This window comes from Mycobacterium scrofulaceum (assembly GCF_002086735.1).
GTDB classification, from domain to species: domain Bacteria; phylum Actinomycetota; class Actinomycetes; order Mycobacteriales; family Mycobacteriaceae; genus Mycobacterium; species Mycobacterium scrofulaceum.
Genome location: NZ_MVIJ01000010.1, coordinates 67,503 through 80,828, shown reverse-complemented (window position 1 = coordinate 80,828; position 13,326 = coordinate 67,503). Strand labels below are relative to the sequence as shown.

The 13,326-nt window shown below is 68.1% G+C and carries 14 protein-coding genes; 8 read left to right on the top strand and 6 right to left on the bottom strand.

Features of this window, described 5'->3' with window-relative positions; translation table 11 throughout:
* Positions 1 to 5 precede the first annotated feature (5 nt).
* From BST44_RS09135 to BST44_RS09125, 3 genes are read right to left on the bottom strand one after another with little or no spacing between them, the layout of a single operon-like run.
* Positions 6 to 1,592 (bottom strand): sugar transferase, encoded by a 1,587-nt coding sequence (locus BST44_RS09135; RefSeq protein WP_142274425.1) that lies wholly within the window; start codon positions 1,590 to 1,592, stop codon positions 6 to 8.
* A complete protein-coding gene (locus BST44_RS09130) occupies positions 1,577 to 2,149 on the bottom strand; it encodes a dTDP-4-dehydrorhamnose 3,5-epimerase family protein (RefSeq protein WP_083176755.1) in 573 nt (190 codons plus the stop codon). The genes BST44_RS09135 and BST44_RS09130 overlap by 16 nt, the downstream gene beginning before the upstream one ends.
* A 58-nt stretch (positions 2,150 to 2,207) precedes the next feature.
* Positions 2,208 to 3,434 carry a PPE family protein gene (locus BST44_RS09125; RefSeq protein ID WP_083176753.1) on the bottom strand — a complete coding sequence of 409 codons (1,227 nt, stop codon included), beginning with the start codon at positions 3,432 to 3,434 and terminating at the stop codon, positions 2,208 to 2,210.
* A 474-nt stretch (positions 3,435 to 3,908) separates the two neighbouring features.
* Between BST44_RS09125 and BST44_RS30065 the strand changes: the two genes are divergently transcribed.
* The 5 genes from BST44_RS30065 to BST44_RS09105 all read left to right on the top strand — a co-directional run bounded on the left by BST44_RS30065 (position 3,909) and on the right by BST44_RS09105 (position 8,733).
* Positions 3,909 to 4,052, top strand: a complete 144-nt coding sequence (locus BST44_RS30065; RefSeq protein WP_158086646.1) for a hypothetical protein — start codon at positions 3,909 to 3,911, stop codon at positions 4,050 to 4,052.
* A 13-nt stretch (positions 4,053 to 4,065) separates the two neighbouring features.
* Positions 4,066 to 4,743 carry a TetR family transcriptional regulator gene (locus tag BST44_RS09120; RefSeq protein ID WP_083176751.1) on the top strand — a complete coding sequence of 226 codons (678 nt, stop codon included), beginning with the start codon at positions 4,066 to 4,068 and terminating at the stop codon, positions 4,741 to 4,743.
* A gap of 127 nt (positions 4,744 to 4,870) precedes the next feature.
* Entirely contained in the window at positions 4,871 to 5,572 is a 702-nt protein-coding gene (locus BST44_RS09115; protein ID WP_083176749.1) for a TetR family transcriptional regulator, read from the top strand.
* A 106-nt stretch (positions 5,573 to 5,678) separates the two neighbouring features.
* Positions 5,679 to 7,676, top strand: coding sequence for a hypothetical protein (locus BST44_RS09110; RefSeq protein ID WP_083176747.1), 1,998 nt, complete (start codon positions 5,679 to 5,681; stop codon positions 7,674 to 7,676).
* 13 nt (positions 7,677 to 7,689) lie between these two features.
* Complete coding sequence (locus BST44_RS09105) at positions 7,690 to 8,733, top strand: polysaccharide deacetylase family protein (protein WP_083176745.1); 1,044 nt, start codon at positions 7,690 to 7,692, stop codon at positions 8,731 to 8,733.
* On the opposite strand, the gene BST44_RS09100 is transcribed toward BST44_RS09105, so the two are convergent.
* The gene (locus BST44_RS09100) at positions 8,730 to 9,095 is read right to left on the bottom strand and encodes a PAS domain S-box protein (protein ID WP_083176743.1); all 366 of its coding nucleotides are present in this window, start codon (positions 9,093 to 9,095) and stop codon (positions 8,730 to 8,732) included. The genes BST44_RS09105 and BST44_RS09100 overlap by 4 nt on opposite strands.
* A gap of 171 nt (positions 9,096 to 9,266) precedes the next feature.
* Positions 9,267 to 9,857: a TetR/AcrR family transcriptional regulator gene (locus BST44_RS09095; RefSeq protein WP_083176741.1), complete on the bottom strand. Its 591-nt coding sequence runs from the start codon at positions 9,855 to 9,857 to the stop codon at positions 9,267 to 9,269.
* A gap of 99 nt (positions 9,858 to 9,956) precedes the next feature.
* On the opposite strand from BST44_RS09095, the gene BST44_RS09090 reads away from it, so the two are divergent.
* Positions 9,957 to 10,421 carry a DUF1772 domain-containing protein gene (locus BST44_RS09090; RefSeq protein ID WP_083176739.1) on the top strand — a complete coding sequence of 155 codons (465 nt, stop codon included), beginning with the start codon at positions 9,957 to 9,959 and terminating at the stop codon, positions 10,419 to 10,421.
* A 21-nt stretch (positions 10,422 to 10,442) separates the two neighbouring features.
* Positions 10,443 to 10,808 carry a nitroreductase/quinone reductase family protein gene (locus BST44_RS09085; RefSeq protein ID WP_083176737.1) on the top strand — a complete coding sequence of 122 codons (366 nt, stop codon included), beginning with the start codon at positions 10,443 to 10,445 and terminating at the stop codon, positions 10,806 to 10,808.
* Here the strand turns inward: BST44_RS09085 and metG are convergent.
* Positions 10,805 to 12,346: a methionine--tRNA ligase gene (gene metG, locus BST44_RS09080; RefSeq protein ID WP_083176735.1), complete on the bottom strand. Its 1,542-nt coding sequence runs from the start codon at positions 12,344 to 12,346 to the stop codon at positions 10,805 to 10,807. The genes BST44_RS09085 and metG overlap by 4 nt on opposite strands.
* 19 nt (positions 12,347 to 12,365) lie before the next feature.
* Between metG and BST44_RS09075 the strand changes: the two genes are divergently transcribed.
* Positions 12,366 to 13,217 (top strand): TatD family hydrolase, encoded by an 852-nt coding sequence (locus BST44_RS09075; protein WP_083176733.1) that lies wholly within the window; start codon positions 12,366 to 12,368, stop codon positions 13,215 to 13,217.
* Positions 13,218 to 13,326 lie beyond the last annotated feature (109 nt).

Sequence of the window (13,326 nt, the reverse complement as noted above, 5' to 3'; positions counted from 1 at the left end):
ACTCCCTAGTATGCGCCGTGACTGGTGAGAACGGCCTTAACCGTCTTGGCGACGATCATGAGGTCGCCCGACATCGACCAGTTGTCGACGTAGGACAGGTCCAACCGCACCGACTCTTCCCACGAGAGGTCTGATCGGCCGCTCACCTGCCACAGCCCGCTGACGCCCGGTTTCACCAGCAGCCGCCGCTTGACGTCGCCGTCGTAGGTTTCGACTTCCCGGCGCAACGGGGGTCGGGGCCCCACCACGCTCATATCGCCCTTGAGCACGTTGATGAACTGGGGGAGTTCGTCGATGCTGAACCTGCGCAGGATCTTGCCGACGGGAGTGACCCGCGGGTCTTCGCGCATCTTGAACAGCACGCCGCCGGCGCCCTCGTTGCGCGCCAGCAGGTGGTCGATCTGGGTGTCGGCGCCGTCGACCATGGTCCGGAACTTCAGCATCCGAAACGGCTTGCCGTCGATGCCGATCCGTTCGGACGGGTAGAACACCGGCCCCTTGCTGGTGAGTTTGATGGCGACGGCGGCCGCGATCAGGATGGGCGCCGTGCCGATCAGGGCTGCCAGCGAGAACAGGAAATCGAATACCTGCTTCTGAAAGCGTTGCGTGCCTTCGTATTGCGGTTTCTCCACGTGCAACAGGGGCATGCCCGCGGTGGGCCGCAAAGTCAGGCGGGCTTCCGCGACGTCCATCACCCCCGGCGACACCACGACGTCGACGTCCATCGTCTCCAACTGCCACATCAGCTCTCGGATCCCATGCATCCCGAAGTGATCGGTCTGAGTTACCGCCACGGTGTCCGCACCGCAGCGCTGAATCGCGGTTACCGCGTCGGTGACGTCACCGAGGATCGGCACCGCGCGGCCGCCGATGGTGAGGGCATTGCCCCGCGGCGGCCCGTAGCCCGGGATGCACACGCCCACCACGACGTAACCGTCCAGCGGGTTGCGGGCCAGCTCGTGGGCGAGGTGGGAAACCGCCTGCCGGTCTCCGATCGCCAACACCGACGTCTGGCACTGGCCCTGCGCTCGCAGCCGGCCGATGTGCTTGCGCCACAGGCTGCGGCTCGCCAGCAGGCCCATCGTCCCGACGGGGAGGGCGATCGCGAGATAACCACGGGCCAGGTCCACCTTGGCCAGCAGGGTCACCATCGCGATGATGCCGAACGTCCAGAACGACGCGCTGCCGATCCGCCGGTACTCGTCGATGCCGGCGCCGATGACTCGCGGTGAGCGCGTTTGAAAGACCGCCAGCGCCGAGAGCCACAGCGCCGCGAACAGGAAGGAGAACAGGGTCATCACGACGTCCGGGTAACCCGAGGTATTCGAGATTTCCCCGAACCGGACGTACTGCGCGAGCACGATCGACGCGCACACGATCACCGAGTCGCTGATGCGCAGGTGCTGCGAATACCGGTGCTGCCAGCGCCTGCCGGCGTTTCCGGTGGCGGCGGGCGCAGGGACGGGCGTCACCGGCAAAACGCTGGGCCGGTGTTGCGGCAACGACGCCACGGCGGCCGGCTTGCGCTTCCGCGGCCCTGGTTCGGCGTGCACGACATCCACCAATTGCCGGGTGGTCAAGGGGTTAGACATGACGCTGCCCTCTCGATCGGCGTGAAGCTCGGCGTTCGCGAGGGCCAACTGGCGTCCTGTTCGGAGATCACGGTGACCGGCAGCGGCCACACGATGCCGAATTCCGGGTCGTTCCAGTGGAATCCCTGCTCATCGGACGGCGCGGATGCGCCGCCGACCTGGTAGCTGACTTCGGTGTTGTCGACCAGGGTTTGGAAGCCGTGCGCGACGAACGGTGGCAGGAACAGCGCCCGGTGGTTGTCCGCGCTCAACTCCACCATCACGTGGTCGCCGTAGGTCTGCGAGCCGGGGCGGATGTCCACGGCCACGGCGGCGATGGCGCCGCGGGTGCAGCGGACCAGCTGGGTCTGACCGTAGGGCGGCACCCGGTGATGCAGGCCCCGCACCGTGCCCCGGGTGTAGTTGAAGAAGATGTTCGTCTGGGTGACGTCGAAATCCAGTCCGCGACTGGCGAATTCGTCGGCGCAGAAGGACCGGGAAGAGAAGCCGCGGTGGTCGCACTGCGGTTCGAGGTCGATGATCGTCACGCCGGCGACCTGGGTGGGCATGTACTTCACCTACCGCTCCTTTCCGCGCCGGGCGCGCCCATCGATTCGTGTGGGTTCATCTGCTCGCCTACGCGTATCCGCCCGACGGCGGGCGCGTCATCACGGTCGGGATGACCCCGTAGCGGGGCCCGAGGTTCTTGCCCGACGCGGCGGCCAGGCGGGGCAGCGAGCCCATGATGCTGGGCGGCGTGTTGGCGCCGGCCAGGCTGATGGTGGGCAATGCGGAGGCCGCGCTGTGCGCCGCCGGGATCACGCTGGTCCAGCTGGCCGGCACCGCAAGCGGGCCGAGGGAGGCCGCGCTGCCGAGGCTGCCGATCACACCGGATCCCAGTGAGCCGAGTGCGCCCGCGCCCGCGCTCGCCGCACCCGCGGCCGCGTTCGCGGCCCCCGAGGCGGCGGCGCCCGCGGCGTTCGCGGCCGCCATCGCGCCGTTCGCCAGGCCCTGCCCGGTTTGAGCCATGCCGAGGATGGAGGACATGCCGTACAGCGGCGTCGCCGCGGCCATGAAGTAGGTGGGGATGGAGCTCGGCACGCTGGACACGAGGCTCGACATCAGCGACGAAGTGGCGGAATCGGTCACGGTGCCGGCCGCGCTGCCCGCACCTCCCGCGACGTCGGTCAGGGTGGCGGTCCCGGCGGTCATCGGCGACGAAAGCCCGTGCAGGGCGTTGGGCACCGTGGACACCACGTTCGACAGCGACGTATGCGTCGCCGTCAAGGTCTCGGCCTGCGCGACCGCGCTGCTCTGGCTGGCCACACCGGCCGGGTCGGTGACGTTCGGCGGGGGGCTGAACGGGGTCACCTCGCAGGCGGCCGCCGAACCGGCGGCGTATTGGTACATCGCCCCGGCGTCCTGCGCCCACATCTCGCCGTATTCGGCCTCGGTCGCGGCGATGGCCGCCGAATTCTGGCCGAAGAAGTTGGTGGCGATCAGCGTCGCGAGCTGGACCCGGTTCGCGGCGACGGCCGGCGGGGGAACGGTCATCGCGAAGGCGGCCTCGTAGATCTCGACGGCGAGCCGGGCCTGGCCGGCCGCCTCGGCGGCCCGTGCGGCCGCGCCGGCGGTCCAGGCCATGTAGGGCGCGAACGCGGACGCCATGGTCAACGACGAAGGCCCCAGCCAGCGGCCGCTCGTCAGCCCCGCGACCACCGACCGGTAACAGGCTGCCGCGGTATGCAATTCGGCGGCCAGACTGTCCCAGGCCACCGCGGCGGCCACCAGCGAGATCGGACCTGGACCGGCATACATCCGCGCGGAGTTGAACTCCGGGGGGAACGCGCCAAAATCGATCACGTCAAGCCCTGGAGGCCGTACGCGGCGTACCGACACGCCGGCAATCCGCGACTGAACATACTTAAAGTATGAAATGAGGCGGGCCCGCTGCCGAAGAGTATTTCGCCTACGTTCGGGAGGGCACTTGGTCCCTGGCCGGGCGATCTACCTGCTGGCGCTGCCAGTGCGCGTGGCCCCGTGGTCACGACCGGCATGTGGTTCTCCTAACGCCCTGCAAGTGGCCCGAAATTCGACGTATTGGCTGTTCAACTGCCCGAACCCGGCGCCCGGGCCGCCCCGAAACGACAAACTGACAATGTGATAATAGCGTATAAAACATACTAATAGTTTGCAACGACACTGTGATCTGGACGACAGGTATTTACAGGAGCGTCAACTCGGGCGCCCGCGGCTGCTAATCTCAGGTGTGGCCCAAGTACTGCCCGGGGGTGGCCGGTCGGTGTTGCTCTAGACCGCAGAACCGAGGTGGATTCCGTGCTCATCAACCCGACGGCGATCGACCAGGTCCGGGTCGCGAACCCCGAGGAGATCGCTCGTGCTATCCACGCCGACGTCGGAGGGCTCAACGTCCCCGACGGGTTCACGCACACGGGCTGCGCCCAGGCCGACGAGAGCTGAGCTGGCGAGTCCGATGACGAGCCATTCGACCGACGGACGCGCCGATGCGACGCGGCGACAGATCCTGCGGGCCGCCTCGCATCAATTCGCGCGCCGGCCCTACCACGACGTCGGTCTCGATGACATTCTCGCCGAGGCTCAGCTGACCAAAGGCGCGATGTATTTCCACTTCAAGTCGAAGCACGCCCTGGCGGTGGAGTTGATCGACAAGCAGATCGGCGCCGCGACCGTCGCCGTCGGCGACCTGCTGACCAGAGGGCTTTCGGGCCTGGAGACCCTGATCGACTTCTCGTACCTGATCGCCGTCCAAGACATCAAGACGGACCTGGTGCGGGCCGGCCTGAATCTGATCGAGTCGGTCGGGCAGCCGGCGGGCCTGCAGGACACGCTGCTGTGCGGGTGGGTGGAGGCCTTGTCGGGGGTCGTCGAGCAGGCCATCGCCCAGGGCGACATCGACGAGCGCTGCGATCCCGCCGACGTGGGACGCCTGATGGTGTCCCTGCATATGGGGCTGCGCAAGACCAGCAATCTGGACGATCCGGAACGCTTCCTGCTCGACCTGGAGAAATGCTGGCTGCTCATCCTCGGTGGGATCCTGCAACCGGACCGGACCGAGTACTTTCGTCAATTCCTAAGGCGGCGTGCGGCGCTCGCCGTCAACGCCAGCGCGGCCGACGAGGGTCCGCCGTAACGAAAGCGGTGCCGAGCGGACGGTCCGCTCGCCGTCACGCCGGCTGCTATCTTTGACGTCTTGGCGGTCGATGTGAGGCAGAGAAACGACTCGGCGCATCCGTCGTGACTTCGGAGGTGCAGGGACAATGCCGCGCCAGGTCCGATCCGAAGCCACTCGGCGGAAGATCCTCGACGCCGCGATCGAGGTGTTCGGCGAAGTCGGGTATGCCGCCGCCGGGTGGGGCGCGATCATCGAGCGGACCGGGATGACCAAGGGCGCGCTCTATCACCACTTTGATTCGAAGGAATCGCTGGCGTCCGACATTCTCCAGGAGGGCTCCGACGCGCTTCTCACCGCCTTCCGCAACGTCTGCGGGTCGTCGTCGCCGGGGCTGGAGAACATGCTGCACGGCGCCTTCACCATCGTCGAAGTGCTCAATTCCGACCGGATGGTTCGCACCGCCGAGCAATTGGCCTCTGCCTTAAGCGGATTGAACGAGGCCGCCGCGCGGTTTTATGCGGACCTGGCGGCGATGATCGCCGACCAGGCCCGGCGAGCGATCCGTGAGGGGGACATCCGCAACGACGTGGACCCCGAAGGGTTGTCCGAGTTCCTGGTCGGAGCGATGTTCGGAACGCGGTTGGTATCCAATGCGATAGCACGCCACGGTCCGAGTGCCGGCGACCCCGTGGACATCACCGGACGGCTGCGCCAGATCTTGGAACTCCTGCTGCCCGGCACCGTCACGGAGGCGTCGCTCCCGTACTTCCGCCAATTCCTCGGTCGCGAGGTAATGCGACACGCCCCGGCCGCCGCCCCCCAGGCGGACAGCGGCGTGGGGCGCTGATCGGCCGGGGTTCCACGCGGGCGAAGTCCGGGCCGGATGTGCCACACCCTTTTTCGCCGTCGTCGAGACGGTGATTCGGTAAGTGGGGCTTGACTCGCATTCGACAATGCATACTGTTCCGGTGATGTACCCGAAACGTCTGGGCAAAGTGGTGGCGCTGGCCGCTGCGGCCGGATTTTTGGTGATGAGTGCCCCGCCATCGTGGGCCGCGCCCGGCGAGCCGGCTACGGCGGCGGACTCGCCGACCCTGTCGCTGACCGACATCGGGTCGGCTCCCATGCTGGAGTTCTGGGGCCTGACGAGCAGCCAGCAATTGACGGTGCCGGTACTGCACGGGCTGACCCCGACGGCACTGAACGCCACCGTCGAACTGCCCATCAATCTGCGGTCCGGCTTGCTCACCGTGACGCAGGGCGAGCGCACCATCGCGCGATTGACCCTGCCCACCGCCGACCAGTCGCCGATCGTCATTCCGCTGGCCGGCGCGGAGGTCAACGACAACTGGCTGTCGGTGACGTTGCGTTCCTACCTCGTGCCGTTGGACGGATTCTGCCTCTACCCGGAGAGCCCGCTGCGTCTGACCAACGGGTCGATCACCTACACCGGGGTCGAACTGCCGCCGACGACGGTCGCACACTTCCTGCCCCCGGTGCTGCGAAAGCTGTCCATCTTCCTGCCGCAGTCGCCGTCTCCGAACGAGTCCGACACGGCGATCCAGCTGGCCGCCTCCGCGGCCTCGCACTACGGCAGGCAGTCGCCCGAGATAGCCGTTATCCCGTTGCCCGAAGGGCAGAACGCGCCCCCGACACCGCCGCAGTCGCTGGAACGCCAGATCGTCGTCAAAGAGGGTCCCGACAACGGGCTTTCCCTGCAGGGAGCCGCCGGCGTGCCCTGGCTACTCATGTCGGGCCCGCTCGGGCAGTCCGACGAATCGAACACGGCCGTCCTCTTCAACGACGTGTCACAGCTGGCTTTGTCGTCCAAGGCGGCGGTGGAACAGCTCAAACCCAAACCGCAACAACTCGGCGACACCGCCACGTTGCGCGAATTGGGCCAGCCCGTCGTCAACGCCACGTCGCTGCAGCCGCGCGTGTCGATCGGACTGGACCAGACCAAGTTCGGTAGACCCGTGCACGACCTCCGCGTGCACCTGCAGGGGTCCTACACCCCGACGCCGGGGAACATCGGGGGTCAGATCACCGTGAACGTCGGCCCGGAGACCATCGACCACTGGCCGACGGACGGGCATGGCACGGTCGACCGGTGGGTCGACGTGCCGGATCGCCTCCTGCAGCGATACACCAGCCTCGATCTGGTCATGGACGTCGCGGCCAACGTCGGACATTGCGGCGACTTCTACACCGTGGGCCCGGGAAACCAGCTCCTCACGTTGAACATCAACGGCGACAGCACGATTCAGAGCAGCCCCGCCCTGCCGCCGCTACCGGACGGCTTTCAATCGGTGCCCCAGTCGTTGATGCCCCGGGTGCAGGTGGGCATCGAGCCGCACTCGCTGAGCGACACGGTGCGGGCGATCAATCTGGTGGTGGGCCTGCAGCGGATCAGTTCCGTGCCGCTGTTCACCACGGTCACCAGCGTGCAGCAGGCGATCGACTCGTCGGACCCCGCGATATTGATCGCCGCCGACGGCTGGAACCACTCGAATGTCGCGCTCCCGGTGTCAGCGGGGCCCAGCGGGCCGATCACCGTCAACGCCGTCGAATCCGACGGCAAGCCGGCCAGGCTGACGTTGGACCCGGGACTCCGGTTCGCTTCTCTGCAAACGGTTTTCAATCGCGGGCGGTCGTTGTTGGTGGCGACGTCCAACGGGGCACCCGGACAGCTCGACGAACTGCTTCGATGGCTCAACAGCGACAACAAGCGCTGGCAACGCCTCAAAGGCGTCGCTTTGGTGTCCGCACCGGGAGGACAGGAGCCGGTGACCGTCGAGCACCCGGCGGCGGCCGGCCCGGCGGCGGGATCGCCGGGCCACTCGGATCTCGGTTGGCTGTGGTGGTTCGGCGCGGGCTGGGTCGCCGTGGCCGTCGTAGGCGCCGGGGTGATCGTGTGGCGCACCAGGCGCGAATCATGGCGGCGCCGCTAGCGTTCGGCGCTGGATGCCACGGGGCAGCGGTCCGGTGACGCGCACGGCCGTCAAGAACGTCGCGGCCGCACTGCTCTGCGCCGCCGGGCTCCCGGCGATCGCCCGGCGGCGACACCGCGACGCGCTCGCCATCCTGATGTTTCACGGAGTGCAAGACCGGCCGCCGTCGCCGGCCTGCCGGCACGTGCTCCCCCTGGCGCTGTATCGCCGCCAAATGGAATACCTCCGTAGGCATTTCAACGTTCTTCCGCTCGAGGAGGCCCTCGATCGACTCGCCCGGGGGACGCTGCCGCCGCGCGCCATGGCGATCACGTTCGACGACGGCACCCGCAACCTGGCCACGCACGCGGTCCCGGTGCTGCGCGAGTTGGGGTTACCCGCGGCGGTCTTCCTGGCGACCGGCCCGATGGGCACCGGCGAGACCTTGTGGCCCGACCGGCTCTGGCTCGCGATCGCCCGCACCACCGCGGCCGGGGTCGACCTGACCGCGTTGGGGCTGGGCACTCGCCCGCTCGACGGCGCCGCCAACCGCGGCAAGGCCTACGCGGTGGCGGTAGAGGCAATGAAAGACCTGGCCGACGCGGAGCGGATCACGCTGCTGGACAAGGTCCTCGGCGCACTGGGCTACCGCGACGACGGCGACGGCGGTCCATTCCGGATGCTCTCCTGGGACGAAGCGCGGGGAATGGCCGCCGATGGCTTGGTGACGCTGCACCCGCACTCGGTGACCCACGCCGTCCTTGCCCGTTGCGAGGACGGCAAGGTCGAGCGGGAGATCGCCGAGTCCTGTGCCGCGGTCGAACGTGAGATCGGCTGTACACCAACGATTTTCGCCTATCCCAACGGGCGACCACAGGATTTCGACGCCCGCGCCAAGGATGTGCTGCGCGCCCACGGCATCCGCTGGGCGTTATCCACGTCGGCGGGCTTCGCCGACCGGCGCAGCGACCCGCTGGCGTTGCCGCGGCTGGCGGTCGCCGGCGATGCGTCCTTGGGCCGCTTCCGGTTACTGGTGTCCGGCGGCATGCCGCGCCTGGGCCTCTTTCGCCGCGGCTAGCGGTCGTCCTGCCACAACTGCTCGGTCAGGTCCTGGAAGACCGCGAGGACGAACTGATCGTCGGCCCGCCTCGCCGCCGACTTGCTCATCAGGGCCCGCACCACCGAACCGTCCTTGTGCGCCAGTTCGACGACCATGTTCGCCAGGGAATGAACCACCGATAACAACGAGTCGGAGGAGGTGGGCGCCTGATGGAAGATCTGATCGAACCGCAGCGACAAGACCTCTTCCGGTTCGTAACCCATCATCTCGGCGAACGCGGCGTTGGAAAACAGGATGCGGCCGTCCTTTTCGATCGCCAGCACCGGGATCGGGATCCGCTCCAGCACCACCAACGCCGGCAGTTGCTTCAAGGTCGTCATCGGTGAGTCCCCGTGCTGCCGGTTGCGTCGTCGCTCCACCGGCCGATTATGGCGCATAACATAGGCTATACACGACATCTTCGCGCAGATGCGCCCGCCCGGAGTGACGGATCGTCTTGTTTTTCTCCTCCGTTCCGGCGCCGGCACGGTGTTTGCTCGCCGCGGACGGCCTCACGCCGGCGGTGTGGTGGCGCCGCAGAATCCGTCGATCAGGATGTCGAGGCGGGCGGCGTGATGGTCCGGGCGCAACCGGGCGCTGCGGTCGAGGGTGACCAGGCCGTGCAGGGCGGCCCACACCACTTCGGTCAGCGTGTCGGGGTCCCGCGGGCCCGCGACCATGCCCACCGCCGCCCGCAGTTCGGCGAAGGCCGCCGTCAGCTCGGCCGGGGTGTCGGCGGCGGCGAATTCGAGCGTGGTCGCGCGGGTGAACATCGCATCGAACAGCGCGGGATTGTCGCGGGCGAAACCGATGAACGCGTGGGCGACCCGGGCCAAGGCGTCCCGGCCGTCGGTGGCGCCGCCGCGCGCGGCGGCGAGCGCCTCTGCGAGCTCGGCGAATCCCTCGACGGCGACCGACGCGGCGATGTCTTCCATTCCCGAGAAATGTTTGTAGAGGACCGGCTGGCTGTATTCGATCTCGGCGGACAGCCGGCGGGTGGTGACGGCGTCCCAGCCCTCGTCCTCGGCCAGCTTGCGCGCCGTCGCGGTGATGAGCCGACGACGCGCCGCCCGTTCGCGCGCCCGGCGATCTTCGATTGCCACCGAGCCATTCTAGCGCCGATACGAAATATAGCACCGCTATTGACACCCGAAAGGCCAGAGGTTAGCGTTGCTAGCACTTACCGAGGCGGGAGGTGCGGCATGGTCGCAACGTTGTTCGCGGCGCTCGCGGTGCTGGGCGTCGGCGTCGTCTACGGCACCGACGTGTTCTGCGCGATGGTGCTGCGCCCGGCACTGGCCCGCGTCGACGATCGAGCCCTGCTCGCGGCGACGGGGAACATCCATCGCTACGGAGACCGCAGGATGCCGGTACCCGGGGTGCTCGGCCTGGCGGCGGCGGCGATCAGCGCGGTGCTCGCCGCGGCGTCCGGCCGCTGGGCGCAAGCCGGGGCGGCCGGCGCCGCCGTCGGCCTGCTGCTGGTGTGGCTGCTGATCTACCTGCGCGTGAGCGCGCCGATCAACCGCCAACTCACAGCCGGCACCGACCACCCCGGGCAGCCAATCAATGCTCGTGGGCTGCAACGCGACTGGGACAGGGTGATCACCATCAGGGCCACCCTGCAGGGCCTGGCCGTCGCGGCGTTGTGCCTGGCGCTGCTGATCTGAACTGGAAAGGACGACGGGACAATGAGCGTGGGCAAGAACATCGGGCGCCTGCTGATGCGCGCGGCACCGCTCCTCAACGCGCCGGTCGCGGCGGTAGCGGCCTCGCCGCGCCTCGGCGCGCGAATGAGGCGCAGCATCACGCTCGTCACGTACACGGGCCGGCGGTCGGGACGGACGTTTTCGATTCCGGTGGCCTACCGTCGCCGCGGCGACGAGATCGAGATCGCCGCGAATATGCCCGAGGCCAAGACGTGGTGGCGCAACTTCGCCGGCGACGGTGCGCCGATGTCGGTGACGCTGGACGGCGTCGAGCGAGCCGGGCATGCCGTCGCGCACCGAGGCGCCGACGGGCGCGTTACCGTTCGCGTGCGCCTCGCGAGCGGCTAGTCGACCTGGTAGCGCGGAAAGACGCCGGTCGGCGCGGGCAGCGCCGTGCCCGGCGCCAGCCGCGTCGCCACGGCGTCGAAGCCGCGCTGCCCGGGCGCCTGGCCGAGCAGGTCCAGCAGCCTGCCCGCCGACTCGGGCATCACCGGCTGGATCAACAGCGCCGCGATGCGAACCGCTTCGCACGTCGTGTAAAGCACCGTCGCGAATCGCTGCTGGTCCGCCTCGGATTCGCTCTTGCGCAACACCCACGGCTGCTGAGCCGAGAAATACCTGTTGGCCGCGCCCAGCATCAGCCAGATCGCTTCCAGCGCCAGATGCATTGCCTGGTTGTCGAACTCGGTGCGAACGCGGTCGAGCAGACCGTCAGCGATGCCGAGCAGTTCGGTGTCCTCGGGGGTGAATTCCGCGGGCGCCGGGACGATTCCGTCGAGGTTCTTGGCCACCATGGACAACGACCGTTGGGCCAGGTTGCCCAGCTCGTTGGCCAGATCGGTGTTCGTGCGGGTGATGATCGCGTCTTCGCTGTAGCTGCCGTCCTGCCCGAACGGCACCTCGCGCAGCAAGAAATAGCGCAGCTGATCCACCCCGAACGTGTCGGCCAGGGCATCCGGGTCGACGATGTTGCCCACCGACTTGCTCATCTTCTCGCCGCGGTTCAGCAGGAATCCGTGCGCGAAAACCCTTCGCGGCAGGTCGATCCCCGCCGACATCAGAAATGCCGGCCAGTAGACGGTGTGGAACCGGATGATGTCCTTGCCGATCATGTGCAGATCGGCCGGCCAGTAGCGGCGGAACAGCTCGGAATCGGTGTCGGGGTAGCCGACCCCGGTCAGGTAGTTGGTCAGCGCGTCCACCCAGACGTACATGACGTGGTCGGGGTGGCCGGGGACCTGCACACCCCAGTCGAACGACGTGCGCGAGATCGACAGGTCGCGCAATCCGCCGGAGACGAAGCTGACCACCTCGTTGCGCCGCACCTCCGGGGCGATGAATTCCGGGTTCGCGTCGTAGTGGGCCAACAGTCTGTCCGCATACGCCGACAGCCGGAAGAAATAGGTCTGCTCCTCGGTCCAGGTCACCGGCGTGCCGGTCTCGACCGCGACCCGGGTCCCCTCGACCACGGCGGTTTCGGACTCGACGAAGAACCTCTCGTCGCGCACCGAGTACCAACCGGAGTAGCTGTCCAGGTAGATGTCGCCCGCCGCCTCCATCCGCCGCCAGATCTCCTTGGACGCCTCGTGGTGGTCGGGGTCAGTCGTCCGGATGAACCGGTCGAAGGAGATGTTGAGCTTCTCCTGCAGGCGTTGGAAGACATCGGAGTTGCGCCGCGCCAGCTCGGCGGTCGGGATGCCTTCCGCCGCCGCCGTCTCCATCATCTTCAGGCCGTGCTCGTCGGTGCCGGTCAGGAAGCGCACGTCGAAGCCGTCGAGCCGCTTGAACCGGGCGATCGCGTCGGTGGCGACGTACTCATAGGCATGCCCGACGTGCGGATTGCCGTTGGGATACGTGATCGCGGTGGTGACGTAGAAGGGCCTCATCGAGAGTCCACCTTATTGTGTGCGCGTGAGCTCCAACCGACGACAACGAGAAGCGCCGCCCGCGCCCGAACCGCTGGCCCCCCTGGTCGACGCCCACACCCACCTCGACGCCTGCGGAGCGCGGGACGCCGAAGGTGTGCGCGCCATCGTGGACCGCGCCGCGGCCGTCGGGGTGGAGGCGGTGGTCACCATCGCCGACGACCTGGAATCGGCGCGCTGGGTGACGCGGGCCGCCGAATGGGATTCCCGGGTGTATGCGGCGGTGGCACTGCATCCGACCCGTGCCGACGCGCTCGACGACGACGCCCGCGCCGAGATCGAGCGGTTGGTGGCGCACCCCAGGGTGGTGGCCGTCGGCGAGACCGGCCTGGACCTGTATTGGCCCGGGCGCCTGGACGGCTGCGCGCGGCCGGACACCCAGCGGGACGCCTTCGCCTGGCACATCGACCTGGCCAAGCGGTGCGGAAAGCCGCTGATGATCCACAACCGCGAGGCCGACGCCGAGGTGCTCGACGTCCTGGCGGCCGAGGGCGCTCCCGACGCCGTGATCTTCCATTGCTTCTCGTCGGATGCCGCGATGGCCCGCCGCTGCGTGGACGCCGGGTGGTTGCTCAGCCTGTCGGGAACGGCGAGCTTCCGTAATGCCCGCGACCTGCAGGAGGCCGTCCCGTTGGTACCGCTCGGGCAGCTACTCGTGGAAACCGATGCGCCCTTCTTGACGCCGCATCCCTACCGCGGGGCGCCCAACGAGCCGTACTGCCTTCCTTATACTGTGCGGGCGGTCGCCGAACTGGTGGGCCGCCCGGCCGAGGAGCTGGCGCAGGCCACCACGAGCAACGCTCGGCGGGTCTACGGGCTGCCTCGCGGTTGACTCGGGACACGGGTCGATTCCGTCGACAAGCTCGCGCCGGAGTTGCTCAACATTGGCCGGTTCGTTACCGTCTTGTGATCGAAAGGGTGGGGCCTCCGGGCCCTTATTT

Coding starts and splice junctions, on each gene's coding strand:
- BST44_RS09135 (WP_142274425.1), bottom strand. CDS start 1,592: ATGTCTAACCCCTTGACCACCCGGCAATTGGTGGATGTCGTGCACGCC.
- BST44_RS09120 (WP_083176751.1), top strand. CDS start 4,066: ATGACGAGCCATTCGACCGACGGACGCGCCGATGCGACGCGGCGACAG.
- BST44_RS09115 (WP_083176749.1), top strand. CDS start 4,871: ATGCCGCGCCAGGTCCGATCCGAAGCCACTCGGCGGAAGATCCTCGAC.
- BST44_RS09110 (WP_083176747.1), top strand. CDS start 5,679: ATGCATACTGTTCCGGTGATGTACCCGAAACGTCTGGGCAAAGTGGTG.
- BST44_RS09105 (WP_083176745.1), top strand. CDS start 7,690: ATGCCACGGGGCAGCGGTCCGGTGACGCGCACGGCCGTCAAGAACGTC.
- BST44_RS09100 (WP_083176743.1), bottom strand. CDS start 9,095: ATGACGACCTTGAAGCAACTGCCGGCGTTGGTGGTGCTGGAGCGGATC.
- BST44_RS09090 (WP_083176739.1), top strand. CDS start 9,957: ATGGTCGCAACGTTGTTCGCGGCGCTCGCGGTGCTGGGCGTCGGCGTC.
- BST44_RS09085 (WP_083176737.1), top strand. CDS start 10,443: ATGAGCGTGGGCAAGAACATCGGGCGCCTGCTGATGCGCGCGGCACCG.
- metG (WP_083176735.1), bottom strand. CDS start 12,346: ATGAGGCCCTTCTACGTCACCACCGCGATCACGTATCCCAACGGCAAT.